Below are 18,214 nucleotides of genomic sequence, written 5' to 3'. Positions count from 1 at the left end.
CATGGTGTCCGGCACCCTGGCGGCCGGTCCGGCGCACAAGGCCTTGTGGCCCGGCTTCGTCTTCGCCGTGCTCGGGGCCATCGCCTTCTCGGGCAAGGCGATCATCGTGAAGCTTGCCTACCGACACGGTGTGGACGCGGTCACGCTCATCATGTACCGCATGCTGTTCGCGCTGCCGATGTTCCTGGTGCTGTCGTGGTGGGCCGGGCGCGGCAAGGCCGCGCTCACGCGGCGCGACTGGTCGGCCGTCTCCGGGCTCGGCTTCAGCGGCTACTACCTGGCGAGCTTTCTCGACTTTGCCGGCCTGCAGTACATCACCGCGAGCCTCGAGCGGCTGATCCTCTACCTCAACCCGACGCTGGTGCTCTTCCTCGGCGTGCTGCTCTTCAAGCAGAAGGTGACAAAGCGGCAGCTCGTCTCGCTCGCGGTGAGCTACTGCGGCGTGCTGCTGGTGTTCGGCCACGAGGTCACGCTGCTCGGCAGCAACGTGGCGCTGGGTGCGGCACTCGTGTTCGGCAGCGTGGTGAGCTATGCGCTCTACCTCGTCTACAGCGGCGAGGAGGTCAAGCGCCTCGGCGCGCTGAGGCTGACCGGCCTCGCCACGTCGATCGCCTGCGTGCTGTGCATCGCGCAGTTCTTCCTGCTGCGGCCGGTGGGCGCGATGGCGGTGGCGCCCGAGGTGATCTGGCTCAGCGTGCTGAACGCGGTGGCCTGCACCTTCTGCCCGGTGCTGCTGATGATGCTGGCCATCGAGCGCATCGGCGCGCCGATGGCCTCGCAGGTGGGCATGTTCGGGCCGCTGTCGACCATCCTGATGGGCGTGCTGATCCTTGGCGAGCCATTCACGATGTGGATCGCGGCGGGCACGATTCTGGTTCTGGCGGGCATCTGGTTGCTCGCGAAATGGAGGTAGTTCATGGATCTCGGTATTGCAGGCAAGTGGGCGCTGGTGTGTGCGGCCAGCAAGGGGCTCGGCAAGGGGTGTGCGCAGGCGCTGGTCCAGGATGGCGTGAATGTGGTGATCACGGCACGCGGCGCCGAGGCGCTGGAGGCGACGGCCAATGAGCTGCGCGCGTTGAAGCGCGGCGAGGTGCGCACGGTCGCGGGCGACATCACCACGCCCGAGGGCCGTGCTGCGGCACTCGCGGCGTGCCCGCAGGTCGACATCCTCATCAACAACGCGGGCGGCCCGCCGCCCGGCGATTTCCGCGACTGGGACCGCGAGGCCTGGATCAAGGCGCTCGACGCGAACATGCTGACGCCGATCGAGCTGATGAAGGCGATGGTCGACCCGATGATGTCGCGCGGCTTCGGGCGCATCGTCAACATCACCTCCGCGGCGGTGAAGGCGCCGATCGACATCCTCGGCTTGTCGAATGGTGCGCGCTCGGGCCTCACCGGCTTCACGGCAGGCCTTGCTCGCAAGACGGTGGCCAAGGGCGTCACCATCAATGGCTTGCTGCCGGGGCCCTTCGATACCGATCGCCTGCGGGTGACGATGGAAGGCGCGGCGAAGGCAGGGGGCGTGAGCGTCGATGCAATCGCTGATCAGCGGCGCAAGCAGAACCCTTCCGGCCGCTTCGGCACGCCTGAGGAGTTTGGGGCGATGTGTGCCTTCTTGTGCAGCGTGCATGCGGGGTTCATCACGGGGCAGAACATCCTGATGGATGGGGGGGCGTATCCGGGGACGTTCTGAGCGCGCGACATCTGAGTGACGTCTGAGCGGCGCCTCGGGCACGGGGTGAGGGCTCCGTTCATGTCCCCCGACGAGGATCGCTCCCGCGAGCCTCGTCTCCTCCTTGACTTCACTGCGCCCCTCACCCCGTGCCCGAGGCGCGAACTGCGGAGGACTACGAAGCCAAGGGATTCATGAGCTCAGCGTGCTTGTTCGGAACTCACGACGAGGGCCGCGAATTCACGACGATCCCCGCCCCGATCAAGACGAATGCGGCCACGTGGTACCAGCGCGGCGGTTCCCCGAGCCAGAGCGCCGACATCAACGCCGCAAACACCGGCGTGAGGTTGCTGAAGAAGGCCGCAATCGCCGGCCCCACGGTCGACACGCCCTCGCCCCAGAAGCGATAGGCGAGGAGCGACGGCCCGATGGCCACGTACGCCAGGGCCAGCACGACCATCGGAGACCAGTGGATCGGTGCCGGGCTCACCACCGCCTCGACGCCGGCTGCAAGGCCTGCCCATGCCGTGCCGAAGATCATCTGCACCACCAGCAGCTCGGCCCAGCCCCAGTCGGGCCGCTTCTCGCCCCGCATGTGCTCCGGCGGCCGTGCGAGCAGCCAGCTGTACCAGGCCCACAGCGCAATGGCCACGAGCATCAGCACGTCGCCCGGCAGCAGGTGCAGGTTCATCAGCACCGCGGGGTCGCCGCGTGAGATCACGAGCGCCACGCCGGCGAGCGAGAGCAGGGCGCCGATGATCTGCTGGCGGGTCGGGTGCTCGCGGTAGAAGACCGCGCCCACCGCCAGCATCCACAGCGGCATGCTCGAGATGATGAGCGTGACGTTGATCGGCGTGGACGTCTGCAGCGCCAGGTACTGCAGCGAGTTGTAGCTGCCGACGCCGAGGATGCCGATGAGCGCAAGGTAGCGCCAGCGCGCGGTGATGTCCTGCGGGCGGCGCCACAGCTTGGCGGCCAGCGGGAGCAGCAGCACCAGCGCGATGGCCCAGCGCATGGCGCTCAGGGCCATCGGCGGCACCGTGCCGACCAGCAGCCGGCCGACGACGGCGTTGCCCGCCCAGAGCAAGGGCGGCAGGGTGAGAAAGAAGGCGATGCGAGGGGTGAGGTGGTGCTGCTGCGACGACATCCCCCGAGTGTCTCAGGGCTTCGGCAGCGTGCCCGTCACCCCGTCGACAAACCAGTTCATCTTGGCGAGCGTGGCGTCGTCCATCACGCCGCGCTCCTGGCGCACGGTGCCCTGGCTGTCGACCAGCCGGCCGGCGAACGGGTGCAGCTTGCCTTGCACGATCTCGGCCTCGCGGGTCTTGACGAGCTTCACCACGTCGGCCGGCACCGAGGCCGCGAAGGGCGCGAGGGCGATGAAACCGTCCTTCATGCCGCCCCACACGGGCAAGGCCCGCCAGGTGCCCTTGCGCACCGACTCGGCCACGCGCGTGTAGTACGCGCCCCACTGGTGGGTGATCGCGGTGAGCTGTGCGTCGGGTGCATGGCGGCTCATGTCGCTCTGGTAGGCGATCACGCGCACGCCCTTGGCCGCGTGGGCCTGGGCGGTCTGCGGCACGGCGGGCGAGCCGCTGTGGTTGGTCAGCACGTCGGCACCCTGATGGATCAGCGAGGTGGCGGCCTCGCGCTCGCGCGGCGGGTCGAACCAGGTGTTGAGCCACACCACCTTGACCTGCGCCTTGGGGTTGGCCGCGCGCATGCCGAGCGCGAAGGCGTTGATGCCCTGCACGACCTCGGGCACCGGGAAGCCCGCCACGTAGCCGGCGATGCCGCTCTTGCTCGTCTTGCCGGCGAGAAGGCCGGCGAGGTAGCGGGCTTCGTAGAAGCGGGCGTTGTAGGTGTTGACGTTCTTCGCGGTCTTGAAGCCGCCGGCGTGCTCGAAGACCACGTCCGGGTGGTCGGCGGCCACGCGCAAGGCGGGCTCGAGGTAGCCGAAGCTCGTGGCGAAGATGAGCTTGTGGCCCTGGGCGACGAGGTCGCGCATCACGCGCTCGGAGTCGGCCCCTTCGGCCACGGCCTCGACGGCGGTGGTGCTGACCTGCGCGCCGAGAGCCTTCTCCATCGCGAGGCGGCCCTGGTTGTGCTGGAAGGTCCAGCCGGCATCGCCGATCGGGCTCACGTAGACGAAGCCGACCTTGAGCGGTGCGGTGGTCTGCGCGGAGGCGGGGAGCGAGGTGAGGGTGGCGGCTGCAACGGCAGCGAGCATCGCGGCCGTGAGGCCGCGGGCGAGGTTTTTGAACATGGTGTTCCTCTACATGGCCCCGGGTTGAAAGCGAAAACCGCCTGCGGGGGCACGCAGGCGGCTCGAGGCCGGGATTGTCGCAGACGCACGCTTGTGGGGCGCCGGGAAGGCCGCTCTCCCTAAGGCTTGGGACAGGGCAGGCCCTGAGTGCCATTCGAGAACTAATCAACAAAATGTGCGTGAGCTTGGCGGTATGCAGCCATGTGTGTGGAACTTTTCCATTGCGCAAGGCGAGGGCACGCTTCAAGAATGAGCCGAACGCCACTTCGTGGAGACAGCGCATGAAACAAGCCGGTCGTCGGATGGTGATGGGCCTGCTGGCAACAGCGGCGCTGTTGCAAGGCTCCTCGGTCTGGGCCCAGACCGCTGCGGCAGCTGCGCCAGCCGCAGCACCTGTCTTCAACGGCGCCGACACGGCGTGGATGCTCATCTCCACCGTGCTCGTCATGCTGATGACGATGCCGGGCATCATGCTCTTCTACGGCGGCATGCTGCGCTCGAAGAACGCACTGTCGATCGTGGCGCACACCGTCGCCGGCGCATCGGTCATCACGGTGCTGTGGGCGATGTTCGGCTACACCATCGCGTTCTCGGCCGGCGGCCCGTGGTTCGGTGACCTGTCGCGCATGTTTGCCGAAGGGCTGATCGGCGCGAAGGTCGGCGCCCATGTGTCGGCACCCACGCTGCCGGAGCCGGTGTTCTTCCTGTTCCAGCTCTCGTTCGCGATCATCACCTTCGCGCTCGTGCTCGGCGCCACCGCCGAGCGCATGCGCCTGGGCGTGACGATCGCCTTCGCCGCGTTCTGGAGCGTGCTCGTCTACGCCCCCATCGCGCACTGGATCTGGCACCCCAACGGCTGGCTCGCCAAGATGGGCCACATGGACTTCGCCGGCGGCACCGTGGTGCACATCGCCTCGGGCGTGACCGGCCTCGTGGCCGCCGTCGTGCTCGGGCCGCGTCGCGGCTTCGGCAAGGAGCCGATGGTGCCGCACAACCTCATGCTGACCGTGCTCGGCGCGGGCCTTCTGTGGGCGGGCTGGTTCGGCTTCAACGCCGGCTCGGCCTTCGAAGCCGGCCCGCGTGCGGCCGGTGCGCTGCTTGCCACGCAGGTGGCGGCCTGTGCCGGCGCGATGCTGTGGGGCTTCTGCGAATACATCCGCCGCGGCCAGTGGAGCGTGCTGGGCATGATGACCGGCGCCATCGCCGGCCTCATCGCCGTCACGCCGGCCTCGGGCTACGTGGGCATCAACGGCGCGCTGTGCATCGGCTCGGTGGCGGGCGTGGTGTGCTTTTTCGCCGTCGTCTACTTCAAGTCGCTCACCGGCATCGACGATTCGCTCGACGTCTTTGCCCTGCACGGCGTGGGGGGCCTGATCGGCACGCTGCTGACGCCGGTCTTCGCCCTGCAATCCGTCGCGCCGGTGACGGCCACGGTCTGGACCAACGCCGTCGGCGCACTCGCGGTCATGGCCTACGCCGGCGTGGCCACCTGGGTCATCCTGAAGGGGTTGTCGCTCTTCATGAAGCTGCGAGTCGGTGCTGCCCAGGAAAACGTGGGCCTGGACATCTCGGAGCATGGCGAGATGCTGGCGCCCACGGCCTCGCCCCAAGCCTGATCGGCCTTGACGCACGATGAGCACGACGACCATGGGCAGCGGCGGCAACGACAGCCAGTTGATGAACTACCTGGTGCGCATGATCGTGCCCATGCGGCGCGAGTTCGGGCGCAGCGTCGACGTGCAGCAGTTCTTGCACGACTTTGCCTATGCCAAGGAAGTCATCGACCAGGCGCTCGGCAGCCAGGATGCTCGCCTGCGCGAGTACGCCAACTACGTGCAGCAGCGCTACCACGGCGCCCGGGTGGCCGACTCGCCACCGCCCGCTGCGGTGGGTGCCGACGCTGCGGTCGAGCCCAAGGCCCCGCCCACGGCCAGCAGCACTGCGGCCGACGAGGCCGAGCTGAGGGCACGCATGCTGAAGAAGTACACGAGCGGCCTGCGCTGAAAGGCCCGGCCGCCGGGCCGTCGGTCAGAAGCGGCTGGCGTCGGGCTGCAGGGCCGAGCGGGCGGCGGCCAGCTCGCGCACGGTGGACACGTGCGCTCGGCCGGCGGCCTTCTGGCGCGCGAGTTCCGCTTCGCTGGGCTTCACCGCTCGGGGTTTGATGATGGCCGGCACGCCGACCGCGATCGAGTTCGGCGGCACGTCGGTGATGACCACCGCGTTGGCGCCGATCATGACGTTGTCACCGATGGTGATGGGGCCGAGGATCTTGGCGCCCGCGCCGATGTCGACGTTGTTGCCAAAGACCGGGGCGGCGGGCTCGTCGGTGTGGCGCAGGCCGATGCACACATCGTGGCGCAGCCGGCAGTTGTCGCCGAACTTTGCATAGCCGCTGACGATGATGCCGCCGAAGTGATCGATGATGAAGTTGCGCCCGACCTCCACTTCACATGGCAAGTCGATGCCCGTGATGATCTGGATGAACTTGTACGCAATCTTGTAGAGAAGCGACAGGGGCTTGCGGACCAGCGCCGGCTTGATGCCGTAGCGCCAGCGACCGAAGCGGTACACGAGCATGACCCAGAAGCCCTGCTCCCACCAGCGGCCTCGGTAATTGCGCAAGTCTGCGCGGATGTGTTCGAACATGGTCGCGAAGGGTAGGGCCGCCCGATGACGGCTGTCTGTAGGACGGCGCCGACATCTGCATGGCGCGCCCTTAGGAGAAAACCCCGGCGAGTTGATGTCGCCAGGCATGCTTGTCGACGGCTGGCGCAAAGCTGGCGTCGATGCTGTTGAGTGCGAGCTGGTAAGCCTCATGGGCGCCCAGCGACGGCAATGACTCGAAAGTCTCCAGAAAGTTCTGGTTGATGTAGCCCCCGAAGTACGCAGGGTCATCGGAATTCACCGTCACGCACAGCCCAGCGGCCAGGAGGTTAGCGAGGTTGTGCTGGTCCAGCGTGTCGAATACACAAAGTTTCACGTTCGACAGCGGGCACACGGTGAGCGGCACGCGCTCGGCTGCCAAGCGCTGCACGAGCTTCGGGTCTTCGACGCAACGTACGCCGTGGTCGATGCGCTCGACCTTGAGCACGTCGAGCGCATTCCAGATGTACTCGGCCGGCCCCTCCTCGCCGGCATGGGCGACCAGGCGCAGGCCGAGCTCGCGGCACCTGGCGTAGACACGGGCGAACTTCTCCGGCGGGTTGCCCCGCTCGCCGCTGTCGAGCCCCACGCCGACGAAATGCGAGCGCCAGGGCAGCGCATCTTCCAGCGTGGCGAAGGCGGCTTCTTCGCTCAGGTGGCGCAGGAAGCACATGATGAGCAACGAGCTCACCCCGAGTCCGCGCTTGGCCGTCTCGCAGGCGCGGGTCAGGCCCTTGATGACGGTCTCGAAGCTCACGCCACGCTCGGTGTGCGTCTGCGGGTCGAAGAAGAGCTCGGCGTGCACGACGTTGTCGGCCTTGGCGCGGCGGAAGTAGGCCATGCCCATGTCGAAGAAGTCTTCTTCCTTCAACAGCACGCTGGCGCCGGCGTAGTAGATGTCGAGAAAGCTCTGCAGGTCGGTGAAGGCGTAGGCCTTTCGCAAGGCTTCGACGCTCGGGTAGGCGAGCTTCACGCCGTTGCGCTGTGCCAGCTGGAAGATCAGCTCGGGCTCGAGCGAGCCTTCGATGTGCAGGTGCAGCTCGGTCTTGGGCATGGTGCGCAGTAGCTCGGGCAGGCGCTCTCGCGGAATCTTGCTGAAGTCTGGTGTCGCGGTGGTGGTCATCAGCACACTCCAAAGGTGATGCCGCGTTCGCTGAGGAAGCGGCGGTAGGCAGCGGAACTGCGGTCGGCGGCGCAATGCACCTCGCCACCTGTCAGGGGCAGGCGCTTGGGTTGCTGCGATTCCAGCACGGGCTGGTCCTGCTGGAAGATGGTGTCCTGGAAACTGCGCAGTTGGGCCTCGTCCGAGTCGAAGTCGGTCACCGCCAGGCGGAACCAGACCCGGCTGTGCTCCGGGTCGATCGGGCAGACGAAGAGCCCGATCACGTCTTCGTAACCCGCTTGTGCCTGCGGCAGCTTGCTGAGCAGCGCACTGTAGGGGCCGGTCAGCTCGTAGCGGTATTCGACCTGGCTGCCCTGGGTCGACAGGCGGTTGCTCTGCGGTTGCCAGGCCGTGCAGCCATGGGCGATGAAGCCCTGCGGAGTGGTCTCGATGCGGTAGGCATCGAGCACCGTGTGATGCCGGTCGCCGAGCAGCCCGTCGTGGACGAAGCCGAAGTGGGAGAGGTCGAGGAAGTTCTCGACGATGCGCGGCGCGCTCGCCTGCACCTCGTAGGGGCCGCAGAGCAGCTTGCGCAGGCGCGTGTCGAGCTCGGCCTCGAAGGCCGGCGGTGGCGTGTCGCCGGCCTGCAGGCGCAACCACACGAGGCCGTGCCGTTCCTCGATCTGATGCGTGCATACCGCGTGGGTGGCCGGTGGCGTGAACGCCGGCAGGGCGGGGATGCGCCGGCATTGCCCGCCGGCATCGAATTGCCAGCCGTGGTACGGGCATTCCAGCCGGGAGCCGGCCTCGCCGTGCAGCACACGCCCGAGCGACAGGCGCGTGCCGCGGTGCGGGCACTTGTCGGGAAAGGCGTGCGCCGTGCCGGTCGCGTCGCGCCAGAGCGCGAAGTCCTGCGACAGCAGGCGCACGGGCAGGGGCACATCGGCCACGAGCGTTTCGCTCGCGGCCACCGGGTGCCAAAGGGTCGAGTCGATCATCTTGAACAGAGAAGGCCGCACTCGGGCGGCCTTCGTCAGGGGTTGCAGGCCGAGGCTTACTTCGCGCCCGGTACCTTGCCTTCCACGCCCTTCACGTAGAAGTTGACGCCGCTCAGGAACTTGTCGTCGGCGGCTTCGTCCTTCTTGACCACTTCCTTGCCGTCCTGGCCGAGGATCGGGCCCTTCCAGATCACGAAGCTGCCATCTTTCAGGCCGGCCTTCACCGTCTCGACCTTGGTCTTGATCTCGGCGGGCACCTTGTCGGAGATCGACACGATGTCGATGGCACCTTCCTTCACGCCCCACCACACGCTGCCGGTCTGCCAGGTGCCTTCGAGCGCATCCTTGGTGGCCTTGATGTAGTACGGCGCCCAGTTGATGATCGACGAGGCCAGGTGAGCCTCAGGCGAGTACGACGACATGTCGCTGTCCCATCCGAAGGCGAGCTTGCCGGCCTTGCCGGCGGTCTTGAGCACGGCGGACGAGTCGGTGTTCTGGAACAGCACGTCGGCACCGCCGTTGAGCAGCGACTGCGCGGCTTCGGTTTCCTTCGGGGGGTCGAACCACTTGTTGACCCAGACCACCTTGGTCTTGATCTTCGGGTTCACCGACTGCGCGCCCAGCGTGAAGCTGTTGATGTTGCGGATCACCTCGGGGATGGGCACCGAGCCCACGATGCCCAGCGTGTTGGTCTTGGTCATCGCGCCGGCGATGATGCCGGCCATGTAGGCGCCTTCGTACGTGCGGCTGTCGTAGGTGCGCATGTTCTCGGCGGTCTTGAAGCCGGTGGCGTGCTCGAACTTCACGTCCTTGGCTTCGGGGGCGACCTTGAGCATGGAATCCATGTAGCCGAAGGTCGTGCCGAAGATGAGCTTGTTGCCCTGGCTCACCATGTCGCGGAACACGCGCTCGGCGTCGGCCGCCTCGGGCACGTTCTCGACGAAGCTCGTCTGCACCCTGTCGCCGAACTCCTTCTCGATCGCCTTGCGACCGTTGTCGTGGGCGAAGGTCCAGCCGCCATCGCCCACCGGGCCGATGTAGGCGAAGGCGATCTTCAGCGGCGCCGGCTTGGCCGGTGCCGAAGCGGCCACGGGCGCCGAAGCCGCGGGCGCTGCCGCTTCTTCCTTCTTGCCGCAGCCCACCAGTGCAGCAGCGGCTGCCAGGGTGCTCCACCCTGCGATCTTCAGCAGGGAACGTTTTGTGGATGAGGTCATGTCTTCTCCAGATGAAGGACAGCGCTTTTGGCGCGAGCAACGATGGGTGCGAACAGCACTTGGAATTATCAGCTCCCAGGAAAGAACGGCTTGCCCAGCGAGGCCGGCATGTTCACGCGGATCCAGGTGGCGTTGCGCGAGATCAGCACCAGCACCACGATGGTGGCGAGGTAGGGCAGCATGGTCAGCAACTGGCTCGAGATCTGAACGCCTTCGCCTTGCAGGTGGAACTGCAGCATGGTCACACCGCCGAACAGGTAGGCGCCGAGCAATACCCGTGCCGGACGCCAGGTCGCAAAGGTGGTGAGGGCCAGCGCGATCCAGCCCTTGCCGGCCACCATGCCCTCGACCCACAGCGGCGTGTAGACCGTCGAGATGTAGGCGCCCGAGATGCCGCACAGCGCGCCACCGACCATCACCGCCAGCAGGCGGATGCGCCGCACCGGGTAGCCGAGCGCATGGGCGGACTCGGGTGACTCGCCCACCGCCCGCAGCACCAGCCCCGAGCGCGAGCGGTAGAGGAACCAGGCCAGCGCGACCGTGAGCGCGATGGCGATGTAGACCATCGCATGCTGGCGGAAGAGAGCCGGCCCGATGAACGGGATGTCGCCGACCAGCGGGATGTGCATCGGCGGCCGCTCGGGCAGCCGCTCCTGCGTGTAGCGGATGCCGATGAAGGCGGAGAAGCCGGCGCCGAAGAGGCTCAGCGCCAGGCCGGTGGCGTACTGGTTGGTGTTGAGCCAGATCACGAGCAGGCCGAAGAGCGCGGCGAGCAGCGCGCCCGCCAGCGCGCCGGCGGCGAGGCCGAGCCACGGGTTGCCGGTGTGCACCGCGACCGCGAAGCCGGCGATGGCGGCCACCAGCATCATCCCTTCGGCGCCGAGGTTGACGATCCCGGCCCGCTCGTTGATGAGCAGGCCGAGCGCGGCGAACGCGATCACGGTGCCCGCATTGAGCGTGGCGGCGATGAGCAGGGCGAAGGCGTCCATCAGGCGGCCCGGGCGGTGGCGTGGCGCGAGACCCAGCGCACGCGGTAGTGGATGAGGGTGTCGCAGGCCAGCAGCGTGAAGAGCAGCAGGCCCTGGAACACACCGGTCAGCGACTTGGGCAGGCCCAGGCGCGACTGCGCGAGCTCGCCGCCGATGTAGAACATGCTCATGAGGATCGCCGAGAACACAATGCCCACGGGGTGCAGCCGCCCGACGAAGGCCACGATGATGGCCGCGAAGCCGTAGCCGGCCGGCACGTGCGGCGTGAGCTGGCCGAGCGGCCCGGCCGCTTCGAGTGCCCCGGCGAGGCCGGCCATGCCGCCCGAGAGTAGCAGCGCCGTCCACAGCGCCTTGCGCGACGAGAAGCCGGCGTAACGCGCGGCGGCGGGCGCAAGGCCACCGACTTGCAACTGATACCCCGCGTAGCTGCGGAAGAGGAACAGCCAGAAGAGCGCCACGCAGGCGAGTGCGATCAGGAGCCCGATGTTCACGCGGAAGCCCGTCGCGAGCTTCGGGATCTGCGTGACCGGCAGGAAGTTGATCGTCTGCGGGAAGTTGTAGCCGGCCGGGTCCTTCCACGGGCCGTAGACCAGGTAGCTCAGCACCATGTCGGCCACGTAGACGAGCATGAGGCTCACCAGGATCTCGCTCGCGTTGGCCTTGTCGCGCAGGAAGGCGACGATGCCGGCCCACAGCATGCCGCCGAGCACGCCGGCCAGCAGGATGGCGACCACGATGAAGCGGCTCGTCTCCTTGCCGGCCATCATCGCCACGCCGCTCGCGAAGATGGCGCCGAGGATGAACTGCCCCTCGGCACCGATGTTCCACACGTTCGAGCGGAAGCACACCGCGAGGCCGAGCGCGATCAGCAGCAACGGGGTGGCCTTCATCGCCAGCTCGGTGAGCGCATAGACGCTCTTGATCGGCTCGACGAAGAAGGCCTGCAGGCCGCGGATCGGGTCCTTGCCGAGTACGGCAAAGAGCACGATGCCGATCAGCACGGTGATGGCCAGCGCCAGCACCGGCGACAGCACCGACATCCACCGGCTCGGTTCGGGTTTGGTCTCAAGCTTCAGCATGCGAGGCCTCTTGTGTCCACAGCCCCGACATCCAGGCACCGATCTGCGGAATGGTGGCGTCGCGCGTGGCGATGGACGGCGACACCCGCCCCTGCGCGATGACAAGCAGCCGGTCGCTGATCTCGAAGAGCTCGTCCAGCTCTTCGCTCACCACCAGCAGGGCGCAGCCGGCATCCCGCAGCTTCAGCAGCTCGCCGCGGATCTGCGCCGCGGCGCCCACGTCCACGCCCCAGGTGGGTTGCGACACGATCAGGAGCTTCGGCTGGGCATCGATCTCCCGGCCGACCAGGAACTTCTGCAGGTTGCCGCCCGACAGGCTCTTGGCCGCGGCGTGCGGGCCACCCGCCTTGACGTTGAAGCGCGCGATCAGCGATTGGGCCAGCGCCTGGACCTGCGCGGTGCGCAGCCAGCCGCCCTTGCCGACCGCTTCGGTGCGGGTGAGCAGGGTGTTCTGCGCCAGCGAGAGCGTGGGCACGGCGCCGCGGCCGAGTCGTTCCTCGGGCACGAAGTTCAGGCCCGCAGCGCGGCGCACCTGCGGCGGCTTGTGCGCGATCGGCTGGCCGAAGAGCTGGATGCTCGCTGCGGCGGCCCGCGTGTCTTCGCCCGAGAGGGCGGCCATCAGCTCCTGCTGGCCATTGCCCGAGACGCCCGCGATGCCGACGATCTCGCCGGCTCGCACCTCGAAGCCGATGTTGCTCAGGTTCATGCCGAACTGGTCGAGCTTGGGCAGCGTGAGGTCTTTCACCGCGAGCACCACGTCGCCTGGCGCGCGCGGCTCGTGCTTGAGCTGGGGCGGCTCGGCGCCGATCATCAGACGCGACAGGCTCGCGTTCGTCTCTTTTGTCGGGTCGACTTCGCCGGTCACGCGGCCGCCGCGCAGCACGGTGCAGTGGTGGCACAGCGCGCGGATCTCGTCGAGCTTGTGGCTGATGTAGAGGATGCTGCAGCCCTCGCTCGCGAGCTTGCGCAGCGTGACGAAGAGCGTCTCCACCGCCTGGGGCGTGAGCACCGAGGTGGGCTCGTCGAGGATGAGCAGCTTGGGCGAGGTCATCAGCGCGCGCACGATCTCGACCCGCTGGCGTTCGCCGACCGAGAGCGTGTGCACCGGGCGCAGCGGCTCGACGTCGAGGCCGTAGTCCTTGGAGACCTTGGTGATGCGCTCGGTCACCTCGGCGAGCGTGAGCGACTTGTCGAGCCCCAGCCACACGTTCTCGGCCGCGGTGAGCGTGTCGAAGAGGCTGAAGTGCTGGAACACCATGCTGATGCCCAAGGCGCGCGCCTCGGCCGGCGTGCGGACCTGCACCGCCTCGCCGTTCCAGCGGATCTCGCCTTCGTCGGGCCGCACCGCGCCGTAGATCATCTTCATCAGCGTGGACTTGCCCGCGCCGTTCTCGCCCAGCACCGCGTGGATCTCGCCTGGCTTCACGCGCAGGCTCACCTGGTCATTGGCTTTGACCGCTGGGTAGGTCTTGCTGAGCTTGATCAGTTCAAGTCGGAGCATCGTCAGCTCAACAGGTCGTAGAGGGTGCGCGCCACCACCTTGGTGGCGCGGCGCAGGTCTTCGAGCACGAGATGTTCGTCGGCGCGCTTGGCATTCGACTCCAGCACGGTACGCGGCCCCGCCCCGTAGATGACAGCGGGGATTCCTTGAGCGCAGTAGAGGCGCACGTCGGTGTAGAGCGGCGTGCCCATCGCGGGAATCGCTTCGCCGAACACGGCCTGCGCATTCTTCTGCAAGGCCTCCACCAGCGGCTTGTTGCCGGGCAGGGGCTTGAGCGAGTGGGCCAGCAGCAGGCGCTTGATGTCGACCGTGATCCCGGGGAAGGAAGCCGCGGCGTCGGCGATCACCTGGCGGATGCTGGCTTCGACCGTGACCGGGTCTTCCTCGGGGATCATGCGGCGGTCGAGCTTGAGCACCACCTTGCCCGGCACGACGTTGGTGTTGGTGCCGCCTTCGATGCGGCCGACGTTGAGGTAGGGGTGGGTGATGCCCGGCACCTTCGACGTGGTCTGCCGGTAGAGCGTGTTCTGGGCGTAGAGTGCGTTGAGGATGGCGACCGCGCCTTGCAACGCGTCGACGCCGGTGGTCGGGATGGCGGCGTGCGCCATCTTGCCGTGCACCGTCACTTCCATCTGCAGGCAGCCGTTGTGTGCGGTGACGACCTCGTAGCTGAAGCCGGCGGCGATCAGGTAGTCGGGCTTCGTCAGCTTGTGCTTCAGCAGCCAGCCGGGGCCGAGCTCGCCGCCGAACTCTTCGTCGTAGGTGAAGTGCAGCTCCACGCCGCCCTTGAGCGGCGCGCCCAGCGATTCGAGCGCGCGCACCGCGAAGGTGAAGGTGGCGAAATCGCTCTTGCTCACCGCGGCGGCGCGGCCGTATAGCTTGCCGTCTTCGACTTCGCCGCCATAGGGGTCGTGCACCCAGCCTTCGCCGGGTGGCACCACGTCGCCGTGGGCGTTGAGGGCGATGGTCGTGCCCTCGCCGTATTGGCGGCGCACGATCAGGTTGGTGACCGACTGCAGGCCGTGGGCGCGCACCTCGCTCTCGGGTACCGGATGGCGTTCGGCTTCCATGTCGAAGCCGAGCAACAGCTCGGCGGTGCGCTCGGCATGCGGGGCGTTGTTGCCCGGTGGCGTGTCAGTGGGAACTTGAACCAGCGCCTGGAGAAACCGCACTTGCTCGTTGAAGTGCTGGTCGATCCAGGTGTCGAGATCGTGATGGCGGCTCATGAGCGTTCCTCCGCCAGTTGAGTAAGCAGGGTCTGGAAGGCCTCGACGCACAGCTGCGCGTCGTCGCTCGTGATGGTCTCGAGGGGGTTGTGGCTGATGCCGGAATTGCCGCCGCGCAGGAAGAGCATGGCCTGCGGCATCACCTCGTGCATCTTCATCGCGTCGTGGCCGGCGCCACTGGGCATGCGGTACACGGGCAGGCCGAGGGACTCGACGGCGCGTTCCCAGCGCTGCTGCCACTCGGGCGCGCTCGGGGCGGCCGGGGCGCGCAGCGACTCCTCGAGCGTGCAATGCAGGCCGCGGCGCTCGGTGATCTTGCGCACTTCGGCGAGCACGTCGTGGACCATCGCATCGCGCACCTCGTCGGTGGTCGCGCGGATGTCGAGGCTGAACATGCAGCGGCCCGGCACCACGTTGATCGAGCCAGCAGGCACTTCCAGCATGCCGACCGTGCCGACGAGGTTGGGGACCTGTTGCGCCCGCTTCTCGACGAAGAGCACCAGCTCGGCCACCGCTGCTGCCGCATCGCGCCGGCGGTCCATCGGCGTGGTGCCGGCGTGGCTCGCGGTGCCGATCATCTCGCCCAGCATGCGCACGCTGCCGTTGATCGAGGTGACGACGCCCAGCGGCAGGTCGATCTCGTTGAGCACCGGCCCCTGCTCGATGTGCACCTCGACGAAACCGAGGTAGCGCGAGGGGTGGCGCTCCATCCACGCGATGCGCTTGGGGTCGAGGCCGGCGGTGGCCATGGCGTCGCGCATGGTGATGCCCTCGGCATCGCGCTGGTCGAGCCAGCCTTGGTCGAAGCGGCCGATCACCGCGCCCGAGCCGAGGAAGGTCGCCTTGTAGCGCTGGCCTTCCTCTTCGGCGAAGCCGATGACTTCGATGCCAAAGGGCAGGCGCTTCTGCTGCAGGTGCAGCTCGCGTACACAGACCATCGGCACGAAGATGCCGAGCCGGCCGTCGTACTTGCCGCCGTTGCGCACGGTGTCGAAGTGGCTGCCGGTGAGCAGGCGCGGCGCGTCGGGCGTGCTGCCGTGGTAGACGCCCACCACGTTGCCCACCGCATCGACCTCCACCTCGTCGAATCCGCAGTCCTTCATCCAGCGCACCAGCTGGTGCTGGCAGGCGATGTGCGCAGGGGTGAGGTAGGTGACGGTGAGGGCGTCATCGACGTCGCTGTGCTGCGCGAGCAGTTCGGCGCAGTCCCACACCTGGTTCCCGAGCGTGGGCTCGACGCCGAACTTGTCGTTCAGGCGGATCTCGGCGATGCGGTGGATGTTGCGCAGGCACTCGGCACGCTCGAAATCGGCATGGCCCTCGAGGCGGCGTGCGAAGGTGGAAATGATCTGCTGCCGGGTCAGGCCGGTGCCGCGTGGGCCGCGCACGGCCAGGATGAAGGGCCAGCCGAACTTAGCGCTGTACTCCGCGTTGAGGCGCTGGATCGCGGCCAGCTCTTCTGGCGAGCAAGCCTTGAGGCCGGCGGTCTGCTGCTCGTGCGACGACTCTGCCGTGAGCTGGCCTTGCTCGGCAAGCTTGCCGGCCAGCTCGGGGTGAGCCTTGATGAGCGCCAGCTGCTGGTCGGGCTCTGCCTCACGCACCGTTTGCGCCAGGGCGTACTTCAACGCGGCGAGCGACTTGAACGGCCGTTGGCTCAGCGCCTTCCTCGCGATCCACGGCGAATGCTCGTAGACCCCTGCGAGCATCTGCACCGCCTCGTCGGCGGGTGCCGCGTTGAGCAGGTCGAGGGTGAGTCTCATACCGGCGCCGGGTGAACTTGCTTCCAGTGCCGCGCGATGTCGATGCGGCGGCAGACCCACACCTTGTCGTGCGCGAGCACGTGGTCGAGGAACCGCTGCAAGGAGCCGATGCGTCCCGGCTTGCCCAGCAACCGGCAGTGCATGCCGATGCTCATCATCTTCGGGGCAGTGTCACCTTCCGCATAGAGCGCATCGAAGCTGTCGCGCAGGTAGGTGAAGAAATGGTCGCCGGTGTTGAAGCCCTGTGTCTGCACGAAGCGCATGTCGTTGCAGTCGAGCGAGTAGGGCACGACGAGCTGCTGGGCGACGCTGCCATCGCTCTTGGTGACCGGCATCCAGAAGGGCAGGTCATCACCGTAGTAGTCGCTGTCGTACTCGTAGCCGCCGTGGTCGGCGACGAGCCGGCGCGTGTTGGGGCTGTCACGGCCGGTGTACCAGCCGAGCGGCCAGGCGCCGCCGGTCATGTCCTTCAACACGTGCGTGCCCAGCTCGATGTGGCGCCGTTCGGTGGCCTCGGGCAGGTTTTGATAATGGATCCAGCGCAGGCCGTGGTTGGCGATCTCGTAGCCGTTGTCCATGAAGCACGACAGCAGCTCGGGGTAGCGCTGCATCGCCATGCCGACGGCGAAGATCGTCATTGGCAACTTGCGCTTCTCGAACTCGCGCAGGATGCGCCACACCCCCGCCCGCGAGCCGTACTCGTACATCGACTCGATGGTCATGTGCCGGCCTTCGTAGGCCTGCGCGGTGATCAGCTCGGAGAGGAAGGTCTCGGAGGTCGGGTCGCCGTGCAGCGGGTTGTTCTCGCCGCCCTCTTCGTAGTTGAGGACGAACTGCACGGCGATCTTGGCGCCATTGGGCCATTGGGCATGCGGCACGTTGCGGCCGTAGCCCTTCAAGTCTCTGGGGTAGGTCTGTTCGCTGGTCATGAGGGGTCTCCGGCATGCAGCACCGACGGCAAGTCCGGCACCCGGGGGTTCAGGCGCAGGTTGCGCTCGACATTGTGCAAGTGGCTTTGCATCAGCTTGACGGCGGCGCGGGCATCACGCGCTTCGATGGCGTCGACGATGGCGACGTGCTCTGCAAAGGAATGTTCGGCCGAGTGGGCGGATTGGTACATCAACGAGATCAGCGAGCTCCTCGACACCAGCTCTCGCAAGATGTCGGCCAGCGCCTCGTTGCCGAGCATGCGCGCGAGCACCACGTGGAAGTCGGCCAGCAGGTGGGTGCGGCCGGGCACGTCGGTGCGCTGCACGGCCGCTTCTTCGTCGCGCAGGTGCCGGCGCAGCTGTGCGATCTGCGGCTCGCTCAGCTCGGCGGCGGCGCGCTTGATCATGGCGGCCTCGAGCATCTGCCGCACCTCGAAGACCTGGCGCGCTTCCTCCACGCTCGGCTGGGCGACACGCGCGCCGCGCGCCTGCGTGAGGGTCACGAGCTTGTCGCGGCTCAACTGGTGCAAGGCCTGCCGCACGATGGTGCGCGAGACCTTGAAGATGTCGGCAATCTTCTGCTCGGCGAGCTTGGTGCCGGGCATGAGCCTGCGCTCGACGATGGCGGCGGTGATGGCCTCGGCGATGCGGCGCGTGGTGTCTTGAAGCTCCGCCTCGGGCACGGCAGGGCGCGACACGGCCTGCTTCTTGCCTGCAGCGCCTTTGCCTCGGGCCACCGGGCGGATGGCAGTCAGGTTGGCGGGGGAGCGCGGCATGTGCGTGTGACTAGGCGTTGTGCTGCAAACTGTATACACTTTTCCGCGTCTTGCAA

At 67.5% G+C, this 18,214-nt stretch carries 17 protein-coding genes; 4 read left to right on the top strand and 13 right to left on the bottom strand.

Annotation, left to right across the window (positions count from 1 at the left end; genetic code table 11):
* The first annotated feature begins 1 nt into the window (after position 1).
* Positions 2-913, top strand: a complete 912-nt coding sequence (locus tag JI745_RS07310; protein ID WP_201805035.1) for a DMT family transporter — start codon at positions 2-4, stop codon at positions 911-913.
* A gap of 3 nt (positions 914-916) precedes the next feature.
* On the top strand, positions 917-1,696 hold the full coding sequence (locus JI745_RS07305) for an SDR family oxidoreductase (protein ID WP_201805033.1): 780 nt from the start codon (positions 917-919) through the stop codon (positions 1,694-1,696).
* Positions 1,697-1,895: 199 nt separating this feature from the next.
* Here JI745_RS07305 and JI745_RS07300 read toward each other — a convergent pair whose 3' ends face one another.
* Positions 1,896-2,822: a DMT family transporter gene (locus JI745_RS07300; RefSeq protein WP_201805031.1), complete on the bottom strand. Its 927-nt coding sequence runs from the start codon at positions 2,820-2,822 to the stop codon at positions 1,896-1,898.
* 12 nt (positions 2,823-2,834) lie between these two features.
* Positions 2,835-3,941 (bottom strand): BMP family ABC transporter substrate-binding protein, encoded by a 1,107-nt coding sequence (locus JI745_RS07295; protein ID WP_201805029.1) that lies wholly within the window; start codon positions 3,939-3,941, stop codon positions 2,835-2,837.
* Positions 3,942-4,222: 281 nt separating this feature from the next.
* Here JI745_RS07295 and JI745_RS07290 point away from each other — a divergent pair, with 281 nt between their 5' ends.
* Positions 4,223-5,557: an ammonium transporter gene (locus JI745_RS07290; RefSeq protein WP_236674930.1), complete on the top strand. Its 1,335-nt coding sequence runs from the start codon at positions 4,223-4,225 to the stop codon at positions 5,555-5,557.
* A gap of 16 nt (positions 5,558-5,573) precedes the next feature.
* Positions 5,574-5,945, top strand: a complete 372-nt coding sequence (locus tag JI745_RS07285) for a hypothetical protein (RefSeq protein WP_201805027.1) — start codon at positions 5,574-5,576, stop codon at positions 5,943-5,945.
* A 24-nt stretch (positions 5,946-5,969) separates the two neighbouring features.
* Here JI745_RS07285 and JI745_RS07280 read toward each other — a convergent pair whose 3' ends face one another.
* The 11 genes from JI745_RS07280 to JI745_RS07230 form a co-directional block, all read right to left on the bottom strand.
* Positions 5,970-6,587: a serine O-acetyltransferase gene (locus tag JI745_RS07280; RefSeq protein WP_201805025.1), complete on the bottom strand. Its 618-nt coding sequence runs from the start codon at positions 6,585-6,587 to the stop codon at positions 5,970-5,972.
* 70 nt (positions 6,588-6,657) lie between these two features.
* Entirely contained in the window at positions 6,658-7,707 is a 1,050-nt protein-coding gene (locus tag JI745_RS07275; RefSeq protein WP_201805023.1) for an adenosine deaminase, read from the bottom strand.
* Positions 7,707-8,684 carry an aromatic ring-hydroxylating dioxygenase subunit alpha gene (locus tag JI745_RS07270; protein ID WP_201805021.1) on the bottom strand — a complete coding sequence of 326 codons (978 nt, stop codon included), beginning with the start codon at positions 8,682-8,684 and terminating at the stop codon, positions 7,707-7,709. Before JI745_RS07270 ends, JI745_RS07275 begins: the two co-directional genes overlap by 1 nt.
* 56 nt (positions 8,685-8,740) lie before the next feature.
* Entirely contained in the window at positions 8,741-9,898 is a 1,158-nt protein-coding gene (locus JI745_RS07265) for a BMP family ABC transporter substrate-binding protein (protein WP_201805020.1), read from the bottom strand.
* Positions 9,899-9,966: 68 nt separating this feature from the next.
* Positions 9,967-10,887, bottom strand: coding sequence for an ABC transporter permease (locus tag JI745_RS07260; RefSeq protein ID WP_201805018.1), 921 nt, complete (start codon positions 10,885-10,887; stop codon positions 9,967-9,969).
* A complete protein-coding gene (locus JI745_RS07255; protein WP_201805016.1) occupies positions 10,887-11,966 on the bottom strand; it encodes an ABC transporter permease in 1,080 nt (359 codons plus the stop codon). Before JI745_RS07255 ends, JI745_RS07260 begins: the two co-directional genes overlap by 1 nt.
* Positions 11,953-13,467, bottom strand: a complete 1,515-nt coding sequence (locus JI745_RS07250; RefSeq protein ID WP_201805014.1) for an ABC transporter ATP-binding protein — start codon at positions 13,465-13,467, stop codon at positions 11,953-11,955. The genes JI745_RS07255 and JI745_RS07250 overlap by 14 nt, the downstream gene beginning before the upstream one ends.
* A gap of 2 nt (positions 13,468-13,469) precedes the next feature.
* A complete protein-coding gene (locus tag JI745_RS07245) occupies positions 13,470-14,693 on the bottom strand; it encodes a M20/M25/M40 family metallo-hydrolase (RefSeq protein WP_201805012.1) in 1,224 nt (407 codons plus the stop codon).
* The gene (locus tag JI745_RS07240; RefSeq protein ID WP_201805010.1) at positions 14,690-16,453 is read right to left on the bottom strand and encodes an allantoate amidohydrolase; all 1,764 of its coding nucleotides are present in this window, start codon (positions 16,451-16,453) and stop codon (positions 14,690-14,692) included. The genes JI745_RS07245 and JI745_RS07240 overlap by 4 nt, the downstream gene beginning before the upstream one ends.
* Positions 16,450-17,382 carry an allantoinase PuuE gene (gene puuE, locus JI745_RS07235; RefSeq protein WP_201805009.1) on the bottom strand — a complete coding sequence of 311 codons (933 nt, stop codon included), beginning with the start codon at positions 17,380-17,382 and terminating at the stop codon, positions 16,450-16,452. The genes JI745_RS07240 and puuE overlap by 4 nt, the downstream gene beginning before the upstream one ends.
* Positions 17,379-18,158, bottom strand: a complete 780-nt coding sequence (locus JI745_RS07230; protein ID WP_201805005.1) for a GntR family transcriptional regulator — start codon at positions 18,156-18,158, stop codon at positions 17,379-17,381. The genes puuE and JI745_RS07230 overlap by 4 nt, the downstream gene beginning before the upstream one ends.
* Between the last annotated feature and the right edge of the window lie 56 nt (positions 18,159-18,214).

It is taken from the genome of Piscinibacter sp. HJYY11 (genome assembly GCF_016735515.1).
Lineage (GTDB): Bacteria > Pseudomonadota > Gammaproteobacteria > Burkholderiales > Burkholderiaceae_C > Rhizobacter.
This window is presented reverse-complemented; position numbering and strand designations above follow the sequence as displayed.

Bases quoted from the DNA above. Each gene is read 5' to 3' on its own strand.
- JI745_RS07270 (WP_201805021.1), bottom strand. From the start codon at position 8,684: ATGATCGACTCGACCCTTTGGCACCCGGTGGCCGCGAGCGAAACGCTC.
- JI745_RS07250 (WP_201805014.1), bottom strand. From the start codon at position 13,467: ATGCTCCGACTTGAACTGATCAAGCTCAGCAAGACCTACCCAGCGGTC.
- JI745_RS07290 (WP_236674930.1), top strand. From the start codon at position 4,223: ATGAAACAAGCCGGTCGTCGGATGGTGATGGGCCTGCTGGCAACAGCG.
- JI745_RS07310 (WP_201805035.1), top strand. From the start codon at position 2: ATGGTGTCCGGCACCCTGGCGGCCGGTCCGGCGCACAAGGCCTTGTGG.
- JI745_RS07300 (WP_201805031.1), bottom strand. From the start codon at position 2,822: ATGTCGTCGCAGCAGCACCACCTCACCCCTCGCATCGCCTTCTTTCTC.
- JI745_RS07255 (WP_201805016.1), bottom strand. From the start codon at position 11,966: ATGCTGAAGCTTGAGACCAAACCCGAACCGAGCCGGTGGATGTCGGTG.
- JI745_RS07275 (WP_201805023.1), bottom strand. From the start codon at position 7,707: ATGACCACCACCGCGACACCAGACTTCAGCAAGATTCCGCGAGAGCGC.
- JI745_RS07230 (WP_201805005.1), bottom strand. From the start codon at position 18,158: ATGCCGCGCTCCCCCGCCAACCTGACTGCCATCCGCCCGGTGGCCCGA.
- JI745_RS07305 (WP_201805033.1), top strand. From the start codon at position 917: ATGGATCTCGGTATTGCAGGCAAGTGGGCGCTGGTGTGTGCGGCCAGC.
- JI745_RS07260 (WP_201805018.1), bottom strand. From the start codon at position 10,887: ATGGACGCCTTCGCCCTGCTCATCGCCGCCACGCTCAATGCGGGCACC.
- JI745_RS07295 (WP_201805029.1), bottom strand. From the start codon at position 3,941: ATGTTCAAAAACCTCGCCCGCGGCCTCACGGCCGCGATGCTCGCTGCC.
- JI745_RS07240 (WP_201805010.1), bottom strand. From the start codon at position 16,453: ATGAGACTCACCCTCGACCTGCTCAACGCGGCACCCGCCGACGAGGCG.
- JI745_RS07265 (WP_201805020.1), bottom strand. From the start codon at position 9,898: ATGACCTCATCCACAAAACGTTCCCTGCTGAAGATCGCAGGGTGGAGC.
- JI745_RS07285 (WP_201805027.1), top strand. From the start codon at position 5,574: ATGAGCACGACGACCATGGGCAGCGGCGGCAACGACAGCCAGTTGATG.
- JI745_RS07280 (WP_201805025.1), bottom strand. From the start codon at position 6,587: ATGTTCGAACACATCCGCGCAGACTTGCGCAATTACCGAGGCCGCTGG.
- JI745_RS07245 (WP_201805012.1), bottom strand. From the start codon at position 14,693: ATGAGCCGCCATCACGATCTCGACACCTGGATCGACCAGCACTTCAAC.
- puuE (WP_201805009.1), bottom strand. From the start codon at position 17,382: ATGACCAGCGAACAGACCTACCCCAGAGACTTGAAGGGCTACGGCCGC.